This is a genomic window from Janthinobacterium sp. BJB426 (assembly GCF_002735705.1).
GTDB lineage: Bacteria > Pseudomonadota > Gammaproteobacteria > Burkholderiales > Burkholderiaceae_D > Janthinobacterium.
In genome coordinates this window covers 1-21,698 of record NZ_PDZL01000007.1, presented here as the reverse complement: position 1 = coordinate 21,698, position 21,698 = coordinate 1, and the positions used below count along the sequence as shown (strand labels likewise).

37 protein-coding genes are annotated in these 21,698 nt (G+C 56.5%); 1 reads left to right on the top strand and 36 read right to left on the bottom strand.

All coding sequences use genetic code 11. The annotated features are described in order from the left end of the window. Positions 1–128 precede the first annotated feature (128 nt). The 33 genes from rplQ to creB all read right to left on the bottom strand — a co-directional run bounded on the left by rplQ (position 129) and on the right by creB (position 18,955). Positions 129–521 carry a 50S ribosomal protein L17 gene (gene rplQ / locus CSQ93_RS13290; RefSeq protein ID WP_034753219.1) on the bottom strand — a complete coding sequence of 131 codons (393 nt, stop codon included), beginning with the start codon at positions 519–521 and terminating at the stop codon, positions 129–131. 139 nt (positions 522–660) lie between these two features. Further along, complete coding sequence (locus CSQ93_RS13285; protein ID WP_008444343.1) at positions 661–1,638, bottom strand: DNA-directed RNA polymerase subunit alpha; 978 nt, start codon at positions 1,636–1,638, stop codon at positions 661–663. Positions 1,639–1,746: 108 nt separating this feature from the next. After that, complete coding sequence (gene rpsD / locus CSQ93_RS13280; RefSeq protein WP_010394478.1) at positions 1,747–2,370, bottom strand: 30S ribosomal protein S4; 624 nt, start codon at positions 2,368–2,370, stop codon at positions 1,747–1,749. Positions 2,371–2,628: 258 nt separating this feature from the next. Further along, complete coding sequence (gene rpsK / locus CSQ93_RS13275) at positions 2,629–3,033, bottom strand: 30S ribosomal protein S11 (protein WP_010394475.1); 405 nt, start codon at positions 3,031–3,033, stop codon at positions 2,629–2,631. A gap of 17 nt (positions 3,034–3,050) precedes the next feature. Then, positions 3,051–3,416: a 30S ribosomal protein S13 gene (rpsM, locus tag CSQ93_RS13270; protein WP_046681666.1), complete on the bottom strand. Its 366-nt coding sequence runs from the start codon at positions 3,414–3,416 to the stop codon at positions 3,051–3,053. 14 nt (positions 3,417–3,430) lie between these two features. Beyond that, entirely contained in the window at positions 3,431–3,544 is a 114-nt protein-coding gene (gene rpmJ, locus CSQ93_RS13265) for a 50S ribosomal protein L36 (RefSeq protein WP_010394471.1), read from the bottom strand. Positions 3,545–3,586: 42 nt separating this feature from the next. Then, positions 3,587–3,805, bottom strand: a complete 219-nt coding sequence (infA, locus tag CSQ93_RS13260; RefSeq protein WP_005663428.1) for a translation initiation factor IF-1 — start codon at positions 3,803–3,805, stop codon at positions 3,587–3,589. Between the two features lie 18 nt (positions 3,806–3,823). After that, a complete protein-coding gene (gene secY / locus CSQ93_RS13255) occupies positions 3,824–5,158 on the bottom strand; it encodes a preprotein translocase subunit SecY (protein WP_010394438.1) in 1,335 nt (444 codons plus the stop codon). A 32-nt stretch (positions 5,159–5,190) separates the two neighbouring features. Further along, entirely contained in the window at positions 5,191–5,622 is a 432-nt protein-coding gene (rplO, locus tag CSQ93_RS13250; protein ID WP_034753211.1) for a 50S ribosomal protein L15, read from the bottom strand. A 30-nt stretch (positions 5,623–5,652) separates the two neighbouring features. Next, the gene (gene rpmD, locus CSQ93_RS13245; RefSeq protein WP_010394435.1) at positions 5,653–5,832 is read right to left on the bottom strand and encodes a 50S ribosomal protein L30; all 180 of its coding nucleotides are present in this window, start codon (positions 5,830–5,832) and stop codon (positions 5,653–5,655) included. A 10-nt stretch (positions 5,833–5,842) separates the two neighbouring features. Then, positions 5,843–6,361, bottom strand: coding sequence for a 30S ribosomal protein S5 (rpsE, locus tag CSQ93_RS13240; protein WP_010394433.1), 519 nt, complete (start codon positions 6,359–6,361; stop codon positions 5,843–5,845). Between the two features lie 9 nt (positions 6,362–6,370). Then, positions 6,371–6,733 carry a 50S ribosomal protein L18 gene (gene rplR, locus CSQ93_RS13235; RefSeq protein WP_010394431.1) on the bottom strand — a complete coding sequence of 121 codons (363 nt, stop codon included), beginning with the start codon at positions 6,731–6,733 and terminating at the stop codon, positions 6,371–6,373. Between the two features lie 13 nt (positions 6,734–6,746). Beyond that, positions 6,747–7,280: a 50S ribosomal protein L6 gene (gene rplF, locus CSQ93_RS13230; protein WP_034778281.1), complete on the bottom strand. Its 534-nt coding sequence runs from the start codon at positions 7,278–7,280 to the stop codon at positions 6,747–6,749. A gap of 10 nt (positions 7,281–7,290) precedes the next feature. Further along, positions 7,291–7,686 (bottom strand): 30S ribosomal protein S8, encoded by a 396-nt coding sequence (gene rpsH, locus CSQ93_RS13225; RefSeq protein ID WP_034753208.1) that lies wholly within the window; start codon positions 7,684–7,686, stop codon positions 7,291–7,293. A 14-nt stretch (positions 7,687–7,700) separates the two neighbouring features. Then, entirely contained in the window at positions 7,701–8,006 is a 306-nt protein-coding gene (gene rpsN, locus CSQ93_RS13220; RefSeq protein ID WP_010394423.1) for a 30S ribosomal protein S14, read from the bottom strand. Between the two features lie 2 nt (positions 8,007–8,008). Next, a complete protein-coding gene (rplE, locus tag CSQ93_RS13215) occupies positions 8,009–8,548 on the bottom strand; it encodes a 50S ribosomal protein L5 (RefSeq protein ID WP_010394421.1) in 540 nt (179 codons plus the stop codon). 6 nt (positions 8,549–8,554) lie between these two features. Beyond that, a complete protein-coding gene (gene rplX, locus CSQ93_RS13210; RefSeq protein ID WP_034753204.1) occupies positions 8,555–8,869 on the bottom strand; it encodes a 50S ribosomal protein L24 in 315 nt (104 codons plus the stop codon). Between the two features lie 9 nt (positions 8,870–8,878). Next, on the bottom strand, positions 8,879–9,247 hold the full coding sequence (gene rplN / locus CSQ93_RS13205; RefSeq protein WP_008444317.1) for a 50S ribosomal protein L14: 369 nt from the start codon (positions 9,245–9,247) through the stop codon (positions 8,879–8,881). A gap of 253 nt (positions 9,248–9,500) precedes the next feature. Further along, the gene (gene rpsQ, locus CSQ93_RS13200) at positions 9,501–9,773 is read right to left on the bottom strand and encodes a 30S ribosomal protein S17 (protein WP_010394415.1); all 273 of its coding nucleotides are present in this window, start codon (positions 9,771–9,773) and stop codon (positions 9,501–9,503) included. Beyond that, complete coding sequence (rpmC, locus tag CSQ93_RS13195) at positions 9,770–9,961, bottom strand: 50S ribosomal protein L29 (RefSeq protein ID WP_010394412.1); 192 nt, start codon at positions 9,959–9,961, stop codon at positions 9,770–9,772. The genes rpsQ and rpmC overlap by 4 nt, the downstream gene beginning before the upstream one ends. Positions 9,962–9,973: 12 nt before the next feature. Continuing rightward, positions 9,974–10,393 (bottom strand): 50S ribosomal protein L16, encoded by a 420-nt coding sequence (gene rplP, locus CSQ93_RS13190; RefSeq protein WP_034753201.1) that lies wholly within the window; start codon positions 10,391–10,393, stop codon positions 9,974–9,976. Between the two features lie 2 nt (positions 10,394–10,395). Continuing rightward, complete coding sequence (gene rpsC, locus CSQ93_RS13185) at positions 10,396–11,220, bottom strand: 30S ribosomal protein S3 (protein ID WP_034753199.1); 825 nt, start codon at positions 11,218–11,220, stop codon at positions 10,396–10,398. A gap of 9 nt (positions 11,221–11,229) precedes the next feature. Continuing rightward, a complete protein-coding gene (rplV, locus tag CSQ93_RS13180) occupies positions 11,230–11,562 on the bottom strand; it encodes a 50S ribosomal protein L22 (protein ID WP_170840583.1) in 333 nt (110 codons plus the stop codon). After that, on the bottom strand, positions 11,559–11,834 hold the full coding sequence (gene rpsS / locus CSQ93_RS13175; protein WP_008444295.1) for a 30S ribosomal protein S19: 276 nt from the start codon (positions 11,832–11,834) through the stop codon (positions 11,559–11,561). Before rpsS ends, rplV begins: the two co-directional genes overlap by 4 nt. Before the next feature lie 10 nt (positions 11,835–11,844). Beyond that, positions 11,845–12,672, bottom strand: a complete 828-nt coding sequence (gene rplB / locus CSQ93_RS13170; protein WP_034753198.1) for a 50S ribosomal protein L2 — start codon at positions 12,670–12,672, stop codon at positions 11,845–11,847. Further along, the gene (gene rplW, locus CSQ93_RS13165; protein ID WP_010394398.1) at positions 12,672–12,989 is read right to left on the bottom strand and encodes a 50S ribosomal protein L23; all 318 of its coding nucleotides are present in this window, start codon (positions 12,987–12,989) and stop codon (positions 12,672–12,674) included. The genes rplB and rplW overlap by 1 nt, the downstream gene beginning before the upstream one ends. Continuing rightward, complete coding sequence (gene rplD, locus CSQ93_RS13160; RefSeq protein WP_034753197.1) at positions 12,986–13,606, bottom strand: 50S ribosomal protein L4; 621 nt, start codon at positions 13,604–13,606, stop codon at positions 12,986–12,988. Before rplD ends, rplW begins: the two co-directional genes overlap by 4 nt. A gap of 3 nt (positions 13,607–13,609) precedes the next feature. Next, complete coding sequence (gene rplC, locus CSQ93_RS13155; RefSeq protein ID WP_010394393.1) at positions 13,610–14,266, bottom strand: 50S ribosomal protein L3; 657 nt, start codon at positions 14,264–14,266, stop codon at positions 13,610–13,612. A 379-nt stretch (positions 14,267–14,645) separates the two neighbouring features. Then, complete coding sequence (locus CSQ93_RS13150; RefSeq protein WP_099378436.1) at positions 14,646–14,834, bottom strand: hypothetical protein; 189 nt, start codon at positions 14,832–14,834, stop codon at positions 14,646–14,648. 66 nt (positions 14,835–14,900) lie between these two features. Beyond that, positions 14,901–15,089, bottom strand: a complete 189-nt coding sequence (locus CSQ93_RS13145; RefSeq protein WP_099378435.1) for a hypothetical protein — start codon at positions 15,087–15,089, stop codon at positions 14,901–14,903. A gap of 244 nt (positions 15,090–15,333) precedes the next feature. Further along, complete coding sequence (gene creD, locus CSQ93_RS13140) at positions 15,334–16,725, bottom strand: cell envelope integrity protein CreD (RefSeq protein ID WP_099378434.1); 1,392 nt, start codon at positions 16,723–16,725, stop codon at positions 15,334–15,336. 86 nt (positions 16,726–16,811) lie between these two features. Next, a complete protein-coding gene (creC, locus tag CSQ93_RS13135) occupies positions 16,812–18,233 on the bottom strand; it encodes a two-component system sensor histidine kinase CreC (RefSeq protein ID WP_099378433.1) in 1,422 nt (473 codons plus the stop codon). Next, a complete protein-coding gene (gene creB, locus CSQ93_RS13130) occupies positions 18,230–18,955 on the bottom strand; it encodes a two-component system response regulator CreB (protein ID WP_099378626.1) in 726 nt (241 codons plus the stop codon). Before creB ends, creC begins: the two co-directional genes overlap by 4 nt. 175 nt (positions 18,956–19,130) lie before the next feature. Between creB and CSQ93_RS13125 the strand changes: the two genes are divergently transcribed. Continuing rightward, positions 19,131–19,676, top strand: coding sequence for a tetratricopeptide repeat protein (locus CSQ93_RS13125; protein ID WP_099378432.1), 546 nt, complete (start codon positions 19,131–19,133; stop codon positions 19,674–19,676). 22 nt (positions 19,677–19,698) lie between these two features. Here CSQ93_RS13125 and CSQ93_RS13120 read toward each other — a convergent pair whose 3' ends face one another. From CSQ93_RS13120 to CSQ93_RS13110, 3 genes are all read right to left on the bottom strand, one after another. Beyond that, on the bottom strand, positions 19,699–20,544 hold the full coding sequence (locus tag CSQ93_RS13120; RefSeq protein ID WP_099378431.1) for a DUF817 domain-containing protein: 846 nt from the start codon (positions 20,542–20,544) through the stop codon (positions 19,699–19,701). Between the two features lie 154 nt (positions 20,545–20,698). Continuing rightward, a complete protein-coding gene (gene rpsJ / locus CSQ93_RS13115; RefSeq protein ID WP_010394389.1) occupies positions 20,699–21,016 on the bottom strand; it encodes a 30S ribosomal protein S10 in 318 nt (105 codons plus the stop codon). Between the two features lie 179 nt (positions 21,017–21,195). Next, on the bottom strand, positions 21,196–21,698 hold a 503-nt coding region (locus CSQ93_RS13110; RefSeq protein WP_099378430.1), incomplete at its 5' end, for an EF-Tu/IF-2/RF-3 family GTPase.

The window sequence follows — 21,698 nt, the reverse complement described above, 5'->3', positions numbered from 1 at the left end:
CGCGCGGAGCAGGCAGCGCTTGTGCCGGGCCGGCGCGAAAGAAGAATAGTACACCGCAGCAAGGATAGCTGCAGCAGAAAACAAAAAAGCCAGGCTAGGCCTGGCTTTCTCAGATGCAATTACTAGGATTACTCGCCAGCAACTTCAACTGCTTCGGTCGTATCTGGACGATCCATCAGTTCAACGAACGCCATAGGAGCGTTATCGCCGACGCGGAAACCCATTTTCAGGATACGTACATAACCACCGTTACGGTTGGCGAAACGTGGGCCCAGTTCAGCGAACAGTTTGACGACCATTTCACGGTCGCGCAGGCGGTTGAAGGCCAGACGCTTGTTTGCCAGGGAGTCGGTTTTGCCCAGGGTCAGAATTGGCTCGACAACGCGGCGCAGTTCTTTTGCTTTTGGCAGGGTGGTTTTGATCGCTTCGTGACGCAGCAGCGATACTGTCATGTTGCGCAGCATTGCCAGACGGTGGGACGAGGTACGATTCAGTTTACGGAGGCCGTGACCGTGACGCATGATAAATCCTTTCGGTGAGTGTTTAAATTCCAGTTCTTCGATCAGCTGAGAGAGAAACCCCTTACAGCCGCGGACCGGTTTGGTACTACAAAATAAAAGCCTGGGACACCTGTCCCAGGCAGTTTGCTACAACTACGAATTACTTTTCCAGGCCGGCAGGCGGCCAGTTTTCCAGCTTCATGCCCAAGGTCAAGCCGCGCGATGCCAGCACTTCCTTGATTTCGTTCAGGGACTTGCGGCCCAGATTTGGCGTTTTCAGCAGTTCGTTTTCCGAACGTTGGATCAGGTCGCCGATGTAGTAGATGTTTTCCGCTTTCAGGCAGTTTGCCGAACGCACGGTCAACTCCAGGTCGTCGACTGGACGCAACAGGATAGGATCGACCAGCGGAGCGCGCGATGGCGCTTCGGCGGCGGCTTCCGTGCCTTCCAGGGCTGCGAACACATTCAACTGGTCCACCAGGACGCGGGCCGACTGGCGGATCGCTTCTTCCGGCGAGATCACGCCGTTGGTTTCGATATTGATGATCAGCTTGTCCAGGTCGGTACGCTGTTCAACGCGGGCCGATTCAACGAAGTACGATACACGGCGCACTGGCGAGAACGACGCATCCAAAATGATGCGGCCGATGGTCTTGTTCGTGTCTTCCGACAGGCGACGCACGTTACCAGGAACGTAGCCGCGGCCTTTTTCAACCTTGATCTGCATGTCCAGCTTGCCACCAGCGGTCAGGTGGGCGATCACGTGGTCAGGGTTGATCAGTTCGACGTCATGCGGCAGGTCGATGTCGGAGGCCAGGATCGCGCCTTCGCCTTCTTTTTTCAGGGTCAGGGTTACCGAATCGCGGTTGTGGACTTTGAAAACCACACCCTTCAAGTTCAGCAACAGATCGACGACGTCTTCTTGCACGCCATCGAGGGAGGAATATTCGTGGACGACGCCAGCGATCGTCACTTCGGTCGGCGCGTAGCCTACCATCGACGACAGCAGAACGCGGCGCAACGCGTTACCCAATGTGTGGCCATAGCCGCGCTCGAACGGTTCCATCACGACCTTGGCGTGACCTGCACCGAGAGCTTCAACATCGATAATACGTGGCTTCAACAAACTGTTTTGCATGAAATGTCCTTTTCAATACCCTCGGCTCATTACACCGATAAGGCTGATGGCATTAGTAAAACGCCCACCCGAAAGAAAACGAGTGGGCGGTGATGGTGCTAACTGCTATTAACGCGAGTACAGCTCGACGATCAGCGATTCGTTGACGTCGTTAGCGATTTCGTTACGCTCTGGCAGGGACTTGAAGGTACCTTCCATTTTCTTGGCATCAACCGAAACCCAGCTAGGCATACCAACTTGTTCAGCCAGCGACAGTGCTTCAACGATACGCACTTGCTTTTTCGATTTTTCACGAACAGCAACGATGTCGCCAACTTTGACTGCGTACGAAGCGATGTTCACAACGATACCGTTCACGGTGAACGCTTTGTGGCTGACCAATTGACGCGCTTCAGCGCGGGTCGAGCCAAAGCCCATGCGGTAGCAAACGTTGTCCAGACGCGTTTCCAGCAACTTCAACAGCGTTTCGCCGGTGTTGCCTTTACGACGGTCTGCTTCAGCGAAGTAGCGGCGGAATTGACGTTCCAGCACGCCGTACATGCGCTTGACTTTTTGCTTTTCGCGCAGTTGGTTACCGTAGTCCGAGGTGCGGGCGCCGGATTTGACACCGTGCTGGCCTGGCTTGACGTCCAGTTTGCACTTGCTGTCCAGCGAGCGACGTGCGCTCTTCAGGAACAGGTCTGTACCTTCACGGCGGGAAAGTTTTGCTTTAGGTCCGATATAACGTGCCACGATACTTCCTTTTTTTAAATGATAACGCCCCAGCCACATGCATGATCAAACACACTGATGCGGTTAGGCGCTAGTCTGATTTGGTTTCAATCAGACGGTGGCTGAAAACGAAAAACCCGTCAAACAGGATTTGACAGGCAAGAACAGCCGGGCAGTATAACCGTTTCCGGCTCCCTGCTCCAGCGTTTTCACACAACTGTACTGAGTTACAACAGACAGCAAAGCAGCTGGCGCCGAAGCGCCCTCTGCAACACTATCTTAGATACGACGACGTTTCGGTGGACGGCAACCGTTGTGCGGTACCGGCGTCACGTCCTGGATCTCGGTGATCTTGATGCCCAGGTTGTTCAGCGCGCGAACGGCGGATTCACGACCAGGACCTGGGCCCTTGATACGTACTTCCAGGTTCTTTACGCCACACTCAACAGCCACTTTACCAGCGGCTTCCGCGGCGACCTGCGCTGCGAACGGGGTCGATTTACGCGAACCCTTGAAGCCTGCACCGCCGGAGGTAGCCCACGACAAGGCATTGCCTTGACGATCGGTGATGGTAATGATGGTGTTATTGAACGAAGCGTGGACATGCGCGATGCCTTCAGCGACGTTCTTTTTAACTTTTTTACGCACGCGTGCTGATGCGGCGTTATTTTGCGACTTAGCCATAATTATTCCCTAGCGGATTATTTTTTCAGCGATTGAGCGGCTTTACGCGGTCCCTTGCGGGTACGTGCGTTCGTACGCGTACGCTGGCCACGGCAAGGCAGACCCTTACGATGACGCATGCCGCGGTAGCAACCCAGATCCATCAAACGCTTGATGTTCATGGACAGTTCACGACGCAGATCGCCTTCGACGATGAATTTACCTACTTCATCGCGCAGCTTTTCCAGTTCGCTGTCATCCAGATCTTTGATCTTTTTGTTGGTTGCTACACCGGTCGATGCACAGATTTTCTCTGCGCGTGGACGGCCCACACCGTAGATGGCCGTCAGGCCGATAACGGTATGCTGATGATTTGGGATATTAACCCCTGCAATACGTGCCATTTGTTATTCCTCGATTAACCTTGACGCTGCTTGTGACGTGGTTCCACGCAGATAACGCGGACTACGCCTTTGCGCTTGATGATCTTGCAGTTGCGGCAGATCCGCTTGACTGATGCGAGAACTTTCATTTTTGGGCTCTTTCTTTCGCTTCTTTGGTTTGATTCAGTGTGTTACTTGGTACGGAACACAATGCGGGCTCGGCTCAGGTCGTACGGCGTTAACTCCACCGTCACCTTGTCTCCAGGGAGAATGCGAATATAGTTCATCCGCATTTTACCTGAAATATGCCCGAGCACCACGTGTCCGTTCTCCAGCTTCACTCGAAATGTTGCATTTGGGAGATTCTCAAGAATCTCGCCCTGCATCTGTATGACGTCGTCTTTTGCCATTCGGTATGTTTACCGCGCTTAACGCGTCGGAATTCCGCCCTTGAAATTTGCTTTGCGCAGCAGCGAATCATATTGCTGCGACATCACGTAGTTCTGTACTTGCGCCATGAAATCCATGGTGACAACTACAATAATCAATAAAGAAGTACCGCCGAAATAGAATGGTACTTTCCACTGGGCTTGCATAAATTCCGGCAATAAACACACCAGGGTGATGTAGACTGCGCCGGCAAGTGTCAAGCGTGTCAGGATCTTGTCGATGTAACGGGCTGTCTGTTCGCCTGGACGGATCCCGGGAATGAACGCACCGCTTTTCTTCAAGTTATCCGCTGTTTCCTTGCTGTTAAAGACCAGCGCTGTATAGAAGAAACAGAAAAACACGATCGCCACTGCGTACAACAGCGCATGGATAGGCTCACCAGGCCCCATCGATGCTGCCAAATCTTTCAAGAACCGCACCGCAGGGTTAGCGTTGTCGGCGCCCTTTGAAAACCAGTCCACGATAGTGGCCGGGAACAAGATGATCGAAGAAGCAAAGATCGGCGGGATCACGCCGGCCATGTTCAGCTTCAACGGCAAATGGCTGGTTTGACCGCCATAAATCTTGTTGCCTACCTGGCGCTTCGCGTAGTTGACCAATATTTTGCGCTGACCACGTTCGACGAATACGACGAAGTACGTTACCAGTGCTACCAGGATCACGATGAAAATCGCGCTGAAGCTGCCGATCGAGCCATTCGACACTTGAGTGAACAAGCCACCCAACGCCGACGGCAGACCTGCTGCAATCCCGGCAAAAATGATGATCGAGATGCCATTCCCCAAGCCACGCTCGGTAATTTGCTCACCCAACCACATCAAAAACATTGTTCCGGTCAACAAAGTGACGACCGTCACGAAGCGGAATGCAAGACCAGGTTCCAACACCAGACCAGCTTGCGACTCCAGTGCGACTGCAATGCCTAACGCTTGGAACAGTGCCAGGGCAACCGTGAAATACCGGGTGTACTGGGTGATCTTGCGACGACCTGCTTCGCCTTCTTTTTTCAACGCTTCCATCTGCGGTGACACGATCGACAGCAATTGCATGATGATCGAGGCCGAGATATAAGGCATGATACCCAGCGCAAACACTGTAAAACGAGACAAGGCACCGCCCGAGAACATGTTGAACATGCCCAGGACGCCGCCTTCGTGCTCCTTGAACAGCGAGGCTAATTGTGTCGGGTCAATCCCGGGAACCGGGACGTGAGCACCGATACGATAAACCACCAATGCGCCAAGCAAAAACCAGAGCCGTCCCCAAGGGAAACCGGCCGCTGCACTTTTAGCAAGTTGTGGATTAGTCGCCAATTTTCGCTCCGATCAAGCTGTTAGCGGTCAACTCAGGCTACCGAGCCGCCGGCTGCTTCGATGGCTGCTTTCGCGCCAGCGGACACTTTCAAGCCCTTCAAATTCACCGCTTTGGTGATTTCGCCGGACAAGATCACGCGCACGTCACGGGCCAACACGCCCAGAACGCCAGCTTGCTTCAAGACCAGAATGTCGACATCGCCAACAGCCAGGTTGTTCAGATCGGACAGGCGCACTTCAGCTTTGAAGGTTGCGTGCATCGATTTGAAACCGCGCTTAGGCAGACGGCGTTGCAGAGGCATCTGACCGCCTTCGAAACCGACTTTATGAAAGCCGCCCGAACGCGATTTCTGACCTTTGTGACCACGACCCGAGGTTTTACCCAGGCCGGAGCCGATACCGCGACCGACGCGACGCTTGTAGTGCTTAGCGCCTTCGGCTGGTGCAATAGTATTCAATTCCATGATTTGCTCCGTTCGTGTAAGCCCGAAGGCTTACCCGACAACTTTAACGAGATACGATACTTTATTGATCATGCCGCGTACGGATGGGGTGTCTTGCAATTCGGAAACCGAATTTACACGACGCAGACCCAGACCGCGCACGGTAGCGCGATGCGATTCGCGCGTACCGATCAAGCCCTTGACCAATTGCACTTTGACTGTGTTTGTCATTTTGTCCACCTTAAGCCAGAATGTCTTCGACCGACTTGCCGCGTTTGGCAGCGATATCGGAAGCAGTGCTCATTTTCGACAGGCCGTCCAGCGTAGCGCGTACCAGGTTGTACGGGTTGTTCGAACCGGTGGATTTCGCCACCACGTCCGTCACGCCCATCACTTCGAAGATAGCGCGCATTGCGCCACCAGCGATAACGCCAGTACCAGGCTTAGCTGGGTTCATCAGGACCTTGGAGGCGCCGTGACGACCAACAACCGTGTGATGCAAGGTACCGTTTTTGAGCGGTACTTTGATCAGGTTGCGACGGGCTTCTTCCATTGCCTTCTGCACGCCAACTGGCACTTCTTTCGATTTGCCCTTGCCCATGCCGACGCGGCCATCGCCATCACCAACTACGGTCAGCGCGGCGAAACCCATGATACGACCACCCTTGACCACTTTGGTCACGCGGTTGATCGCGATCATTTTTTCGCGCATGCCATCATCCGGCTTGTCGCTTTGCATTTTTGCTTGCATTTTTGCCATGATTGATCCTTAGAACTTCAGACCGGCTTCGCGTGCGGCTTCTGCCAACGCTTTCACACGGCCGTGGTAACGGAAACCGGAGCGGTCAAACGCAACTTCGGTAATCCCTGCTTTCAACGCTTTTTCAGCGACGCGCTTGCCGATCAAGGCTGCAGCAGCGGCATTGCCGCCTTTGCCGGATTGGCCTGCCAGTTCAGCGCGAACTTCCGCTTCAGCCGTCGAGGCCGAAACCAGGACTTTAGCGTCCGGGCTGATCAGGTTGGCGTAAATGTGCAGGTTGGTGCGATGCACCGACAAGCGATTTACTTTCAATTCCGCAATCTTGATGCGGGTTTGGCGTCCGCGGCGAAGCCGTGATTCTTTCTTATCCATCGTCAGCCCCTAATTACTTCTTCTTGGTTTCTTTAAGCTTAACCACTTCGTCCGCATAGCGAACGCCCTTGCCTTTATAAGGCTCAGGAGCGCGGTAAGCACGAACTTCAGCGGCTACCTGGCCAACCTGTTGACGGTCGATACCTTTAATCAGGATCTCGGTCGGGGTTGGTGTTGCGCAGGTAACGCCAGCTGGCATGTCATGCACTACAGGGTGCGAGAAACCCAGGGACAGATTCAGCTTGTCGCCTTGAGCTTGCGCCTTGTAACCCACGCCTACCAGGTTCAGCTTTTTCTCGAAACCCTTGGTGACGCCAACAACCATGTTGTTGACCAGTGCGCGCAGCGTGCCGGACATGGCATTGGCTTCGCGGCTGTCGTTCGCCACGTCGAAACTCAGGGTTCCTGCATTGTTTTCTACTTTGACCTGGCCGGTGAGGGCCTGGGAAAGTACGCCCAGCGGGCCTTTTACGGTGATCGCTTGTGCGGAGATGGCGACTTCGGCGCCAGCTGGCACTACGATAGGCATTTTAGCTACTCGAGACATGTGTAACTCCTTAAGCCACGTAGCAAATAACTTCGCCGCCGACACCGGTAGCGCGTGCTTTGCGGTCAGTCATGACGCCTTGCGGAGTCGACACGATCGCCACACCCAAGCCATTCATCACAACAGGGATCTCGTCTTTACCCTTGTAGACGCGCAGACCCGGACGGGACACGCGCTCCAAGCGCTCAATGACGGGACGGCCAACATAATACTTCAAACCGATTTTCAGTTCCGCTTTGCCACCAGCTTCGGCAACAGCGAAATCTTCAATGTAACCCTCGTCCTTCAGGACGCTGGCAATCGCAATTTTGACTTTCGACGATGGCATGGCCACGGTCGTCTTTTGCACGCCTTGTGCATTGCGAATGCGGGTCAGCATATCGGCGATAGGATCGCTCATACTCATTGCATATTCTCCTATTACCAGCTTGCTTTTGTCATACCCGGAATTTCACCACGCATGGCGAATTCACGGAGCTTGATACGACCCAGACCGAATTTACGGAATGTGCCGCGCGGACGACCAGTGATGGCGCAACGGTTACGTTGACGCGTCGGGTTCGAGTTACGTGGCAGCGCCTGCAATTTCAGGCGAGCTTCGTAGCGCTCTTCTTCCGATTTCGATTGGTCATCGACGATGGCCTTGAGAGCTTCGCGCTTAGGGGCGAATTTCGCCACCAGGTCAGCACGCTTGATCTCACGATTAATCAGTGACAGTTTGGCCATGATCAGTTCCTGAAAGGGAATTTAAAGGCGGCGAGCAAAGCTTTGGCTTCGTCATCGGTCTTAGCGGTTGTCGTGATGCTGATATTCATACCGCGCAACGCGTCAATCTTGTCGTATTCGATTTCAGGGAAAATGATCTGTTCCTTGACACCGATGTTGTAGTTGCCACGACCATCAAATGCACGGCCGTTCACACCACGGAAATCGCGTACGCGCGGCAGAGCCACGGTAATGAAGCGATCCAGGAACTCGTACATGCGAGCGCCGCGCAGGGTGACCATCGTACCGATCGGGTAACCTTCACGGATTTTGAAGCCTGCGATCGCTTTGCGGGACTTGGTGGTCACTGGCTTCTGGCCGGCGATCTTGGTCAAGTCAGCAACTGCGTGCTCGAGAACTTTTTTATCCGCGATAGCCTCACCAACACCCATGTTCAGGGTGATCTTGGTCAGGCGTGGAACTTCCATTACCGACTTGTAACCAAACTTGCTGGTCAGGTCGGCAACGACTTTTTCTTTATAGAATTCTTGGAGACGTGCCATGATTTCTTAAGCCTTCACTACTTCGCCGGAGGATTTAAAGATGCGAACTTTCTTGCCGTCCACTTCTTTGAAACCCACGCGATCTGCCTTGCCAGTCGCTGCATTAAACAATGCAACGTTGGACACGTGAATTGGCATGGTCTTATCGACGATACCACCAGTTACGCCAGTCATCGGGTTTGGCTTAGTCGCTTTTTTAGCGATGTTAATGCCGTCAACCACGATATGTTCAGCATCGATACGCTGCTGTACCACACCACGTTTGCCCTTGTCTTTCCCGGTCAGAACGATGACTTCGTCGTTTTTACGAATCTTATCCATTACGACTCCTTACAGGACTTCCGGTGCCAGGGACACGATTTTCATGAACTTCTCAGTACGCAGTTCGCGTGTGACAGGTCCAAAAATACGGGTACCGATCGGTTCCAGCTTGGCGTTCAACAGAACGGCGGCATTGCCGTCGAACTTCACCAGGGAACCGTCTTGGCGGCGAACACCTTTAGCGGTGCGCACAACCACGGCGTTATAAATTTCACCTTTTTTGACACGGCCACGTGGCGCAGCAACCTTAACGGTTACCTTGATCACATCGCCAATGCCAGCATAACGGCGCTTGGAGCCGCCCAATACCTTGATGCACATTACTTCTTTGGCACCGGTATTGTCAGCCACTTCGAGCCGGCTTTCAGTTTGAATCATAGTATTCTCTTTCCCAACTTAAGCCGAAGAATCCACACAATGTAGACCCACGGTCAGTCTTGGTCCCGCCAGAGCCGCCCTGCTGGGCTTCACTGTTTGGGTGCATGACCTTCATACATCAACTGACCGCGAATGCTACTGTCTGTGGCCAGACACTTTGCGGCGTTACATGAACGAAGCCCGCAAGTATTACATACAATTTGCGGGCCTGCAAGTACTAATTAAAAGCCACCGCCGAAACGGTGGTTTTTATTTAAACGGTTGGTGCGGCTTGAACCACACGTGTCACCGTCCATGCCTTCGTTTTGGAGATCGGGCGACCTTCCTGGATCTCGACCGTGTCACCGGCCTTGACTTGGTTGGTCTCGTCATGCGCGTGATACTTGTTCGAGCGCATGATGATCTTGCCATACAAAGGATGTTTTACGTGGCGCTCGATCAGAACGGTAACGGTCTTGTCCATCTTGTCCGAAACCACTTTACCGATCAGCGTGCGCTTGAGCGACTGTTTCACTGGTTCGTTCATTTGGCTTCCTTCAGATTCATTACCGTCTTCACACGCGCGATATCGCGGCGTACCTTCTTGAGCTGCGAAGTGTTGCTCAGCTGCTGCGTAGCGATTTGCATGCGCAGGCCGAACTGTGCCTTCAACAGGTCATTCAGCTCTTTTTGCAGAGCTGGCTGGTCCTTGCCGCGGAGTTCAGATGCTTTCATATACAACTCCAATTATTGGCCGACTTGGCGGATGACAAACGTCGTCGCCAGTGGCAGTTTAGCGGCGGCAAGACGGAATGCTTCCCGTGCCAGCGCTTCATCAACGCCATCCATTTCGTACAGTACTTTGCCTGGCTGAATTTCAGCGACGTAGTACTCAGGATTACCTTTACCGTTACCCATACGGACTTCAGCCGGTTTGTTCGAAATCGGTTTGTCCGGGAAAATACGGATCCAGATACGGCCACCGCGCTTGATGTGACGCGTCATTGCACGACGCGCCGCTTCAATTTGACGCGCAGTGATACGACCGCGCGCAACTGCCTTCAGACCGAATTCGCCAAACGACACGGCGGTGCCGCGGCTGTGCGAAATACCGGTATTACGGCCTTTCTGCTCTTTACGATACTTTCTGCGTGCTGGTTGCAGCATGATTATTCTCCTGCTTTCTCAGCTGGTGCTGCTGCGGCGGCCGGTTTAGCGGCGGTACGCACACGTGCACCTGGTGCTGTGGATGGTTTCGCACCGGCACCGGCTGGACGTGGACGGCCAGCTGGCTTGCCATCGTCACGGCGTGGGCCGCGGCTTTTCTTCTCGTCAGCTGGGGTATCGATGACTGGTGCATCGCCGTTAGGCGCGCGGTCACCTTTGTATACCCACACCTTGACACCGATGATGCCGTAGGTGGTCGACGCTTCGCTGGTACCGTAGTCGATATCGGCGCGCAGGGTATGCAGAGGCACGCGGCCTTCGCGGTACCACTCTTTACGCGCGATTTCGATACCGTTCAGACGGCCGGACGACATGATCTTGATACCGAGAGCACCCAGGCGCATTGCATTTTGCATTGCACGCTTCATGGCGCGGCGGAACATGATCCGTTTTTCCAGCTGCTGAGCGATCGAATCGGCGATCAGTTGCGAGTCGATTTCTGGCTTGCGAATTTCTTCGATGTTCACGTGAACAGGTACGCCCATGATCTTGGTCAGCGCCGACTTCAGTACTTCGATGTCTTCGCCTTTTTTACCAATGACCACGCCTGGACGCGAGCTGTAGATCGTGAAGCGCGCGTTCTTGGCTGGGCGCTCGATAACGATGCGGCCAACGGAAGCGTTCTTCAGTTTCTTTTTCAGGTAAGCACGTGCTTTCAAGTCTTCGTTCAGCATGGCAGCGAAATTACCGTTGCCTGCATACCAGCGCGAAGCCCAGTTACGGGTGACCGCCAGACGGAAACCGGTTGGATGAATTTTCTGACCCATCGTGGCTCCTTAGTTACCGACAGTCACGTAAACGTGACAGGATTGTTTCGAAATACGGTCGCCACGGCCTTTTGCACGCGCGGTGAAGCGCTTCAGGACCGGGCCCTTTTCGACGTAGATCGTTTTCACGAACAATTCGTCGATGTCCGCACCATCATTGTGTTCCGCATTGGCGATTGCCGATTCCAGAACACGCTTGATGATCGCAGCACCTTTTTTCGGGCTGAATTGCAAGATGTTGAGTGCAGCGTCAACTTTCTTGCCACGGATCAGGTCAGCAACCAGGCGGCCCTTTTGGTCCGACAGGCGCACACCTTTGAGGATAGCTTTAGTTTCCATTATTTCTTAGCCTTTTTGTCAGCTGCATGGCCCTTGAACGTACGGGTCAGTGCGAATTCGCCGAGCTTGTGACCAACCATGTTTTCGGAAACATAAACCGGCACGTGCAGCTTGCCGTTATGAACCGCGATCGTCAGGCCGATGAAGTCAGGCATGATTGTCGAACGACGCGACCAGGTTTTGATTGGCTTTTTGTCTTTGGCTGCTTGCGCGGCTTCAACTTTTTTCACCAGGTGGGCGTCACAGAACGGCCCTTTTTTCAATGAACGTGTCATGTGCTACCCCTTATTTCTTGCCGCGGCGCGAGACGATCATGGAAGTCGTACGCTTGTTGCTGCGTGTTTTCTTACCCTTGGTCTGTTGGCCCCATGGCGAAACTGGATGACGACCAGCTGCTGTTTTACCTTCACCACCACCGTGCGGGTGATCGACCGGGTTCATGACCACACCGCGAACGGTAGGACGAACACCGCGCCAGCGCATCGCACCAGCTTTACCGATTTTACGCAGGCTGTGCTCGGCATTGCCGACTTCACCAACCGTTGCACGGCACTCGATGTGCACGCGACGTACTTCACCCGAGCGCAGACGCACTTGAGCGTAGGTACCTTCACGTGCCATCAGCACAACGCCAGCGCCGGCGGTACGTGCCATTTGGGCACCTTTACCTGGCAGCATTTCGACGCAATGCATCACGGTACCGACCGGGATGTTACGGATTGGCAAGCAGTTACCCGATTTGATCGGTGCTTCCGAACCGTTCATCACGCTGTCGCCAACGGCCATGCCTTTGGTTGCGATGATGTAGTGACGTTCGCCGTCGGCGTAGCACAACAGAGCGATATTCGCGGTGCGGTTTGGATCGTATTCGATACGTTCCACTTTCGCTGGAATACCATCTTTGGTGCGCTTGAAGTCGATCAAGCGGTAGTGTTGCTTATGACCACCACCGATATGACGGGTGGTGATGTGACCGTTGTTGTTACGACCAGCGGTCTTGGATTTCTTTTCAACCAGGGCAGCGAATGGACGACCTTTGTACAGGTCAGCATTCACCACCTTCACCATGCCGCGACGGCCTGGCGAGGTTGGTTTCATCTTAACGAGTGCCATTATGCAGCCTCCTCGGAGAAGTTGATTTCCTGGCCAGGCTTCAGGCACACGAAAGCACGCTTGGTATGGTTACGACGACCGTTGAACTTGCCGGTGCGCTTTTGCTTACCTTCGCGGTTTGCAGTTTGCACGGACAGAACTTCAACCTTGAACAGCAGTTCGACCGCTGCCTTGATTTCAGGCTTGGTTGCATCCGGCAGTACGCGGAATACAATTTGCTCGTTCTTTTCCGCGACCATGGTGGCCTTTTCGGAAATCACGGGCGCCAACAGCACCTTCATCAAGCGTTCTTCGCTATGTTTCAAAATCGCGCTCATGCCAGCATCTCCTCAATCTTGGCCAATGCAGCTTTGGTGACCAGGATCTTCTTGTAGAACACCAGGGACATCGGGTCTGCGTGACGTGGCTCAACGACGAGTACGTTAGGCAGGTTGCGCGATGCCAGTTCCAGGTTTTCGTTCAGAACGTCGGTGATGATCAGAACCGAATCAAAGCCCAGGCCGTTCAATTTTTGCGACAGCAGCTTGGTTTTTGGCGCGTCGATCGTCAGATCGTCGATGACGATCAGGCGCTCTTCGCGAGCCAGCTGCGACAGGATCGAGCAGATACCTGCGCGATACATCTTTTTGTTCACTTTGTGGGTGAAGTTTTCGTCAGGCGAGTTCGGGAAAATCCGACCACCGCCGCGCCACAGTGGCGACGACGACATACCAGCACGAGCGCGGCCGGTACCTTTTTGGCGCCATGGCTTTTTCGTCGTGTGGTGAACTTCTTCACGGTCTTTTTGCTTGCGGTTACCACTACGTGCATTCGCTTGATAAGCGATGACGACTTGGTGGATCAGCGCTTCATTGTAGTCACGGCCGAAAATCGTATCGGCTGCAGCAACGTTCGAGGCGGCTTGACCTTGCGCATTCAGAAGCTTGAGTTCCATCGTTTAAGCTCCCTTCTTGGCTTTGGTTTTGATGGCTGGCGAGACAACTACCTGGCCATTTTTCGCACCTGGAATCGCGCCTTTGACCAGCAACAGCTGACGGTCGGCATCGATACGGGCGATCACGAGGTTCTGGATCGTACGGTTAACGTCACCCAGATGACCGGTCATGCGCTTACCAGGGAAAACGCGACCTGGATCTTGTGCCATACCGATGGAACCTGGAACGTTGTGCGAACGCGAGTTACCGTGCGTTGCACGGCCAGAAGCGAAGTGGTAACGTTTGATAACGCCTGCATAGCCTTTACCGATGGTAACGCCTTGCACGTCGATCTTTTGACCGACTTCGAACAGGGAAGCAGCGACAACATCGCCAGCTTTCAGTTCAGCGGCTTTGGCAGCGTCGACACGGAACTCTTTCAACAGAGTACCGGCTTCAACACCAGCTTTAGCGTGATGACCAGCAACAGCTTTGGTCACGCGGGAAGCGCGACGTTGACCGAATGCGACCTGAACAGCGGAGTAACCATCTGTTTCAGGGGTTTTGATTTGCGCAACACGGTTGTTCGATACGTCCAACACGGTGACCGGGATCGAATCCCCTTCATCCGTGAAAATGCGCATCATACCAACCTTGCGACCGAGAAGGCCTAGGCTCATTTTTTCTCCATTCCCACCTGCGATTGGGCGGGGCTTGTTTAACTACAAAGTAACGTAGGACTCAAAAAAGACGAATCCATACCGAAGCCGGCTAGTATATAGCACAAAAACCCTTGACGCAACAAGTTAACACGAGGTATGTCAAAGTGTTGCGCGACGCCCCTGCGGGAGTTGTCGGCGCACCGGAAAAAAACTGCAGCGAGGCAATTTAATGGCCGCAAAGCATGGCGGCATGCGGCCTGCCGCACCGGACGCCACCGGCGGCAAGTCAGTGGCAGCCGCAGAAACAACAAGGGCGCGTACACGGCGGACGCGCCCTTGTCCTCTTCGATCTTGCCCTCCCTCATCAGGCCTGGCGCCGGGCGGAGGGCGACTCAGCTCAGACCTTGCACTGCTCGATGCAATGCTGGTAGATCATCTCGCAAATCGGGCTCGAGGCCGAACCGGGCATGCCGCCCGAGCACGTATTGGCCCGGATGGCGCATTCCAGCGTGCAATCATTGCCAGCCCTGGCATACGAGGCGCTGCAGCCGATGGCAAACAGGAATACCGCGATTTTCTTGTACATGCATGTCTCCAATTGTGTTTTTTCAGGAATCAAAGCGCACCCAGGCAAACTGCCGGGAGCAGGTGCTTACTTCTGGCAATTGGCCAGACAATGCTCGTACAAGTCCTCGCAGATGGGGCTGCCACCGAGGTGCGCCCGGCAATTGGCCACCTTCTGCCCGCACTCGCTATAGCACTGCGTGACATCGCCGGCGGCAAATGCATACGAGGCGCTCAGGCCCAGCGCAAACAGGAAAGCCATTGTCTTCTTGATCATATTTCATCTCCGTTTATCAGATGGAACAACAACCAGGACGACACGCCATCCTCGCACCGCCCCGGGCAGGCGCCGCGGCGGCGCCATTACTTAAAAAGCAATGCCAATAGAATACCGTAAACAATACCAACCAACTACCAATTAATAGCATCGTGTTTTTCCCGCGCCAAATAAAAAGCCAGCCCGGACATGTCACTGTCACGGCTGGCTGCAAATGCGGAGGCGCATGGCGCCCGGATGGCCCCTATTCCTGCGGCGCTCCTTTGCCAATCTGATACCAGTCAACCTTGCGCGTCGCCACCATGATGGCGGCCAGCACGGCGAACAGCAGGATGCTGCCCATTACCAGCGCGTTGTTTTCCGAGTTCAGCAGGCCATACAGGGCCCCATACAGCACCGTCAGCGCCACGCCGAAGCCGATGCCGCGCCAGGCGTTGTGCAGCACGTGCACCAGGTAAAAGCTGGTCAGCACGATGCAGGCGGCGCTGGCGATCAGGTAAGCGGCAAGGAAAGCGATATGCTCGGCCAGGCCCACCAGCAGCAGGAAGAAGATCACCAGCGACAGGCCCACCAGCAGATATTGCACGGGATGGATCGGCAGACTCTTCAGGATCTCGAAGATGAAGAAGGCGGCAAACGTCAGCGCCACAAACAGCAAGCCATACTTGGTGGCCCGGTCCGACTGCGAATACACATTGATCGGCTCGATGAAGCCGACGCTGAAACGGTCCACCTGGCCCAGCGGTGCGCTGTCGGGCACCTTGAACTCGCCCTCGATCGTGCTCAGCTGCGTTTGCGCATTGCTGGCCAGCGACGAGATATTCCATTCGACCTGAAAGCCATCTGCATTGATCTGGCGGTGTTTCGGCGACGGCAGGAAGCGCCCGCCAAACTGCGGATGGGGCCAGTTCGACTTGATGCTGATCTGGCTGTTTTTCGCCACCGGCACGAAATGCTGGCGTTCGATGCCGTCCAGTCCCAGGTCAAAACTGAATTTCACCTGCTGCGCTTGCGCCAGCGGCATGGCGCCCAGGGGTGCATGCAGGCCGCTGCGGAAGGCAAACAGGTCGGTGCCCTGTTCGAATTCGATCTGCCGCCCGCCCCAGTCGATTTTCGGGATGTTGCGGATGCCGCGCACGTCCTCGATGGACAAGGCAACAAACGGCTCGCCCAGGGTCACGCGCGCGTCCGGCGTCTTGCGCGGCAACTGCTCAAGACTGGGCACCGTGAAGTCGCCCTTGAACGCATGCTGGCCGCTGTACACCAGCACCTGGTGGATGCCACGGTAGCGGCGGTCGGTCTCGATGGTGCCTTCCTGCAGCAAGAGGTTCGGGTACACCAGCAAGCGGCGCTGCATGACGCGGCGCTGCACCTGTGTCTGCGCCGGCACGCTGCCTTTCTGCTCCTTGTCGACGGCGATCTCGACCCGCTCGTCATACTGCTCCACATACGGGATCACCAGGATGGGGCCGATGATGGTTTGTTCGCGCACCGAATCGGCGGCGATGCTGTTGACGGCTTCCTGGCGGAATTCCATCCTTTCCTTGATCGTTTCCTGGATCATCAGCAACGGCAAGCCGATCAGCAGCATCAGGCCGAACACGATCAACGCTTTGACTAACAGAGTTTTTTGCATGGCGCATCCTTGAAGTAAGGCGGCCAGTGTAAAAAAGCTGTGTGCGCTGACGATGCAGTCTGTGTGAAGCGGGAAAATAAAGTGCGCTAGGCTAGTGGCAGGCACAGGCGCGCGCAGGCGCCGCCCTCCGCATGATTGAGCACTTCGACCGTGCCGCCATGCAGCGAGGCCACCTCGCGCACGAAGGGCAAGCCCAGGCCCGTGCTCTTGCCGGCGCTCGGGCGCGGCAGGGAATAGAAACGCTCGAAGACGCGTTCCAGCGCATACGCGGGGATGCCCGCGCCACGGTCGCGCACGGCAATTTCCACCTGGCCGCCCTGGCGCCGCGCCGTCAGGTCGATGCAACTGCCCGGTGGCGCAAAGCCGGCCGCGTTGTCGAGCAAATTGCCCAGCGCCTGGCGCAGCAACAAGGCGTCCCCGGCCACACTGCCCTCTTCCGCCTGCAACTGCAGGCGCACGCCGCGCGCCGCCAGGGTGGCGGCCGCGTCCTGCGCCACTTGCGCCAGCAGGGGCCCCAGCGCGATGCGCTCGGGATGATCGAGGCGCTGCTGCTTTTCCACGCGCACGAGGGCCAGCAGCTTGTCGATCAGCTGCCGCTGGCGCGCATTCTGTTCCAGGATGCTGGCAAGGAACTGGCGGCGCTCGGCCGGCGGCATGTCTTCCTGCAGCAGCTCGGCCGAGGCCTGGATGGCGGCGATCGGGCTTTTCAATTCGTGCGCCAGGGTGTGCATCAGCTGCTCCACGTATTCCTTGCCTTCCAGGCGCGTGCGCATCGCCTCGAGCGCCCGCCCCAGAGTGCCGATCTCGTTCTTTCCCAGCGCCGGCAGCGCCACCTTGCGCCCCGCTTCCACGTCGCCGATATAGTGCATCAGCTTGCCCAGCGCATGGTGCAGCCACCAGGCGAATGCCAGGCCGATCAGCAGCGACAGCAGCAACAGGATGGCGCCGCGCTGCAATATCTTGCGCTGGCTGCGCTCGACAAACGCTTGCACGCTGGCGTTCGGCTTGGCCACCGTCAGCACGCCGATCACCTCATTGCCGTCGCGAATCGGCGCGGCCACATGCATGACGGTCGACATCTCGTCGTCGGGCCGGCTGCGCGTGCTGCGCGCGCCATACTTGCCCTGCAAGGTGAGGTACACGTCATTCCAGCGCGAATAGTCGCGCCCCACGTCGCGCCCGCTGGAATCGAACAGCACGATGCCGTGCCGGTCCGTGATGGTGATGCGGTAATCGAGCGTGCGCTTGCGCACGCCATTGATATTGACGTCCACGCCATGGCGCGCGTAATCCTGCATGCGCTCGGCCACGGGCGACTGCGCCAGCGTGCCCGCCTTCAGGTCGGGCGCCACCAGGCTGGCCAGCAGCTGCGAAGTGTCGACCAGGGTGTCTTCCAGGGTCGAGCGCACGCCGGGCTTGACCTGCTCCATGAAGACATTCAGCAGGAACCATGCGGCCAGCCCGACGATCAGGAAGTAGCCGAGCAGGATGCGCAGGCCGATCTTCATGCGCCGGCCAGGCTGTAGCCGAGGCCACGGTGGGTGTGGATGGGATCGACCTGCGCATCGACGGCACGCAGCTTGGCGCGCAGCGATTTGACGTGTGCGTCGACTGTGCGCTCAAGCGTATCGGGCGCCCCGCTCCACACGCGCTCCATCAGCTGCGCGCGCGACAGCACGTGGCCCGGATGCTCGAGCAGGGTTTTCAGCAACAGGTATTCATAGCGGGTCAGGTCCAGCGGCTGGCCGTGAAAGAGCACTTTCGCCTCCAGCGCGCGCAACTCGAAGCGCGCCGGCGCGGCGGCAGGCGCGGCTATCGTCATGCCAGTCTCGCGGGGAGCTTGCGCGACACCCGCGCGGCGCAGGATGACGCGGATGCGCGCCACCAGTTCGCGTGGCGAAAACGGCTTCGTGACGTAATCGTCGGCGCCGATTTCCAGGCCGACGATGCGGTCGATCTCATCGCTGCGGGCCGTCAGGAAGATCACCGGCACCTCGGAAAACTGGCGCAGCCGGCGGCACACTTCCAGCCCGCTCATGTCGGGCAAGCCCACGTCAAGCACTACCAGAACGGGCATCTGCGCGGCTTCGCCGGGCGTTGGGCGCAGCGCGGCCAGGGCGTGCTCGCCCAACATCACATGGTGCGGCGTAAAGCCGTCCGTGCGCAAGGCATAGGCGATGCTGTCGGCAATCGCCTGTTCATCTTCCACGATCAGGACAGTCTTGGACATGGCGGCGGCACGCATTAGTGGACAGACCCGGAGTATCCCTGAAGCACGCAAGCGGCGTCAATCGCGCGCCTTGCCACGCGCCGGCAAAAAGCCACCCGCTCGAAAAAACTTATAGTATATTTATCGCAGCATGACTCCACCGATACACCGTGTTTGACACCCGTCCGAGGAGACTATGAAGAACCATACCATCAGCCTGCTATGCGCTGTCAGCCTGCTGGCCGCCTGCGCGGCGCCAGCGACGATCACCACCTCCAATGAACAGCAAGACGCCTGCAACGCGGCCGAGCTCAAAGGCCAGTTTGGCGAAGCGGAACTGGCTTGCGTACAGGCCCTGCACAGCGCCGAGCAGGCCGGGGCCAGCGCGGACATCCTCTCGCAGCGCCAGTACAACCTGGGCCGCATCAAGCGCTTGCAGGGCAAGAATGCCGAAGCGGAGCAGCTGTACCGGCAAGCGCTGGCCACGGAAGAATCGGCGCAGCCACGCAGCGATGCGCGCGTCGGCCGCCGCATGGTGGAACTGGCGTCGGCCCTGGCCGCGCAAGGCAAGTGGCAGGAAGGCACAGGCTATCTGGAACGCGTGCTGCCGTTGCTGCCGAAGCTGTCGCCCGCCTCGCGCACGTATTCGGCGGAAGTGCTGCGCCAGTACGCCAGGCAGCTGCAAGGCGGTCCGCAGGCTGCGCTCGGCAATCGCTTCGACGCGGTGGCGGCCAGCCTGTAATAAGCAACTCCCGGAGCCCGGCCTACGGCTGGGCGACGTGGATGCTGGCCTTGATGTGCTTGAGGTGGGCCACGATGGTGAACGTCATCACCACCAGCAGCGACCAGGAGCTCCATTTGCTGACATGCACGACCGACCAGGCGCCAAGCTGGTTCGGATAGCGCCACACGCCCCAGAAGGTGCTGATGTTTTCAGCCAGCCAGATGAAGAAGCCAACCAGCACGAAACCGAGCAGCAAGGGCATGCTGCGGTCGCGGTCGAGCGGACGAAACACCACCGTGGTGCGCGCGTACAAACCCAGCGCGCAGGCGGCCAGATACCAGCGATAGTCGCCGATGTAGTGATGGGTGAAGAAGTTGGCGTAGATCAACACGGCGATCAGCACCGCCATCCAGTACGGCGGATGATGACGAATCCGCATGTCGAGCAGGCGCCAGGTCTGGATGATGTAGCTGCCGACGGCCGCATACATGAAGCCGGAAAACAGGGGAACGCCGAACACCTTGGTATAGGCAAAGTCGGGATAGCTCCACGACTGGATCGTCCCCGATACCTTGAACACTTCCAGCGCGAAGCCGACCGCATGGAACAGGCAGATGGCCTTCAATTCATCCCACGTTTCCAGTCCGCTCCAGACCATCGCGCCCTGGATCGCCAGCGCCACCAGCAGCAATACGTCATAGCGTGGCAGGCCGAACAGGCCGGCGCGCGGCACCAGGAACACGGCAGCAAAAAACAGTCCCACAAACAGGCACGACCTTGCCTCCTTGATGCCGAAATACAGGAATTCGGTCAGGAAGCGCGGCCAGCCGCGCAAGCGCTGACGGGGAGTGGCATTTAACAGGTGGGTATCGAGGGCATTAAGCATGCAGCAACTTTATCGGCCGGCCGCGGCACTGTAAAGCGATTTTGCAGAGATGCGCAGGCACCAATAGCAATGGGGCCGGGCGCACTCACGATCGTGAGCAGGCCCGGCCCCATCATCAGGCAGCGGGACACCCCGCCGGCCTGCTTAAAAACGATTATTGCAGTTTGATTTCGACATCAACACCAGCTGGCAGGTCCAGCTTCATCAGCGCGTCAACGGTTTTGTCCGTTGGGTCAACGATGTCCATCAGGCGTTGGTGCGTACGGATCTCGAACTGATCGCGCGAAGTTTTGTTGACGTGCGGGGAACGCAGCACGTCGAAACGCTGAATACGGGTAGGCAGTGGTACTGGGCCTTTGACGACAGCGCCGGTGCGCTTCGCGGTTTCAACGATTTCCAGAGCGGACTGGTCGATCAGTTTGTAATCGAAAGCCTTCAGGCGGATACGGATTTTTTGGTTTGGTGCCGACATGATATTTCCTTAAAAGAACGAACCGCGCGGTCTGCACGGCAATGAGGTCATACGGGAATTTCTGACGCAACAACCGTCAGGGTCGACATGATAGCACCAAAATGCTTGCCAACCCCGGCAGTTGAATAAAAAGAAGGGCGCCGGGCGACGACGCGTCTTCTTTTATGCAGGCTTAAGAATTAAGCCAGGATTTTTGCAACAACACCAGCGCCGACGGTACGACCGCCTTCACGGATAGCGAAGCGCAGGCCTTCTTCCATCGCGATCGGGTTGATCAGCTTGACGGTGATCGACACGTTATCGCCTGGCATGACCATTTCTTTGTCTGCTGGCAACTCGATCGAACCGGTTACGTCCGTCGTGCGGAAGTAGAACTGTGGACGATAGTTGTTGAAGAATGGCGTATGACGGCCGCCTTCGTCTTTCGACAGAACATAGATCTCGCCGGTGAAGTGTGCATGCGGCTTGATCGAGCCTGGCTTGGCCAGAACTTGACCACGTTGCACGTCTTCACGCTTGGTGCCGCGCAGCAGCAGACCAACGTTGTCGCCAGCCTGACCTTGATCCAGCAGTTTGCGGAACATTTCCACGCCGGTGCAAGTCGTTTTGACGGTATCGATAATACCGACGATTTCGATCTCTTCGCCGACTTTAACAATGCCGCGCTCGATACGACCGGTTA

What these genes read in the sequence shown, in the direction of transcription:
- rplQ (WP_034753219.1), bottom strand. Translation starts at nt 521, where the DNA reads ATGCGTCACGGTCACGGCCTCCGTAAACTGAATCGTACCTCGTCCCAC.
- CSQ93_RS13285 (WP_008444343.1), bottom strand. Translation starts at nt 1,638, where the DNA reads ATGCAAAACAGTTTGTTGAAGCCACGTATTATCGATGTTGAAGCTCTC.
- rpsK (WP_010394475.1), bottom strand. Translation starts at nt 3,033, where the DNA reads ATGGCTAAGTCGCAAAATAACGCCGCATCAGCACGCGTGCGTAAAAAA.
- rpsM (WP_046681666.1), bottom strand. Translation starts at nt 3,416, where the DNA reads ATGGCACGTATTGCAGGGGTTAATATCCCAAATCATCAGCATACCGTT.
- rpmJ (WP_010394471.1), bottom strand. Translation starts at nt 3,544, where the DNA reads ATGAAAGTTCTCGCATCAGTCAAGCGGATCTGCCGCAACTGCAAGATC.
- infA (WP_005663428.1), bottom strand. Translation starts at nt 3,805, where the DNA reads ATGGCAAAAGACGACGTCATACAGATGCAGGGCGAGATTCTTGAGAAT.
- rplO (WP_034753211.1), bottom strand. Translation starts at nt 5,622, where the DNA reads ATGGAATTGAATACTATTGCACCAGCCGAAGGCGCTAAGCACTACAAG.
- rpmD (WP_010394435.1), bottom strand. Translation starts at nt 5,832, where the DNA reads ATGACAAACACAGTCAAAGTGCAATTGGTCAAGGGCTTGATCGGTACG.
- rpsE (WP_010394433.1), bottom strand. Translation starts at nt 6,361, where the DNA reads ATGGCAAAAATGCAAGCAAAAATGCAAAGCGACAAGCCGGATGATGGC.
- rplR (WP_010394431.1), bottom strand. Translation starts at nt 6,733, where the DNA reads ATGGATAAGAAAGAATCACGGCTTCGCCGCGGACGCCAAACCCGCATC.
- rplF (WP_034778281.1), bottom strand. Translation starts at nt 7,280, where the DNA reads ATGTCTCGAGTAGCTAAAATGCCTATCGTAGTGCCAGCTGGCGCCGAA.
- rpsH (WP_034753208.1), bottom strand. Translation starts at nt 7,686, where the DNA reads ATGAGTATGAGCGATCCTATCGCCGATATGCTGACCCGCATTCGCAAT.
- rpsN (WP_010394423.1), bottom strand. Translation starts at nt 8,006, where the DNA reads ATGGCCAAACTGTCACTGATTAATCGTGAGATCAAGCGTGCTGACCTG.
- rplE (WP_010394421.1), bottom strand. Translation starts at nt 8,548, where the DNA reads ATGGCACGTCTCCAAGAATTCTATAAAGAAAAAGTCGTTGCCGACCTG.
- rplX (WP_034753204.1), bottom strand. Translation starts at nt 8,869, where the DNA reads ATGGATAAGATTCGTAAAAACGACGAAGTCATCGTTCTGACCGGGAAA.
- rplN (WP_008444317.1), bottom strand. Translation starts at nt 9,247, where the DNA reads ATGATTCAAACTGAAAGCCGGCTCGAAGTGGCTGACAATACCGGTGCC.
- rpsQ (WP_010394415.1), bottom strand. Translation starts at nt 9,773, where the DNA reads ATGAACGAACCAGTGAAACAGTCGCTCAAGCGCACGCTGATCGGTAAA.
- rpmC (WP_010394412.1), bottom strand. Translation starts at nt 9,961, where the DNA reads ATGAAAGCATCTGAACTCCGCGGCAAGGACCAGCCAGCTCTGCAAAAA.
- rplP (WP_034753201.1), bottom strand. Translation starts at nt 10,393, where the DNA reads ATGCTGCAACCAGCACGCAGAAAGTATCGTAAAGAGCAGAAAGGCCGT.
- rpsC (WP_034753199.1), bottom strand. Translation starts at nt 11,220, where the DNA reads ATGGGTCAGAAAATTCATCCAACCGGTTTCCGTCTGGCGGTCACCCGT.
- rpsS (WP_008444295.1), bottom strand. Translation starts at nt 11,834, where the DNA reads ATGACACGTTCATTGAAAAAAGGGCCGTTCTGTGACGCCCACCTGGTG.
- rplB (WP_034753198.1), bottom strand. Translation starts at nt 12,672, where the DNA reads ATGGCACTCGTTAAGATGAAACCAACCTCGCCAGGCCGTCGCGGCATG.
- rplW (WP_010394398.1), bottom strand. Translation starts at nt 12,989, where the DNA reads ATGAGCGCGATTTTGAAACATAGCGAAGAACGCTTGATGAAGGTGCTG.
- rplD (WP_034753197.1), bottom strand. Translation starts at nt 13,606, where the DNA reads ATGGAACTCAAGCTTCTGAATGCGCAAGGTCAAGCCGCCTCGAACGTT.
- rplC (WP_010394393.1), bottom strand. Translation starts at nt 14,266, where the DNA reads ATGAGCCTAGGCCTTCTCGGTCGCAAGGTTGGTATGATGCGCATTTTC.
- CSQ93_RS13150 (WP_099378436.1), bottom strand. Translation starts at nt 14,834, where the DNA reads ATGTACAAGAAAATCGCGGTATTCCTGTTTGCCATCGGCTGCAGCGCC.
- CSQ93_RS13145 (WP_099378435.1), bottom strand. Translation starts at nt 15,089, where the DNA reads ATGATCAAGAAGACAATGGCTTTCCTGTTTGCGCTGGGCCTGAGCGCC.
- creD (WP_099378434.1), bottom strand. Translation starts at nt 16,725, where the DNA reads ATGCAAAAAACTCTGTTAGTCAAAGCGTTGATCGTGTTCGGCCTGATG.
- creC (WP_099378433.1), bottom strand. Translation starts at nt 18,233, where the DNA reads ATGAAGATCGGCCTGCGCATCCTGCTCGGCTACTTCCTGATCGTCGGG.
- creB (WP_099378626.1), bottom strand. Translation starts at nt 18,955, where the DNA reads ATGTCCAAGACTGTCCTGATCGTGGAAGATGAACAGGCGATTGCCGAC.
- CSQ93_RS13125 (WP_099378432.1), top strand. Translation starts at nt 19,131, where the DNA reads ATGAAGAACCATACCATCAGCCTGCTATGCGCTGTCAGCCTGCTGGCC.
- CSQ93_RS13120 (WP_099378431.1), bottom strand. Translation starts at nt 20,544, where the DNA reads ATGCTTAATGCCCTCGATACCCACCTGTTAAATGCCACTCCCCGTCAG.
- rpsJ (WP_010394389.1), bottom strand. Translation starts at nt 21,016, where the DNA reads ATGTCGGCACCAAACCAAAAAATCCGTATCCGCCTGAAGGCTTTCGAT.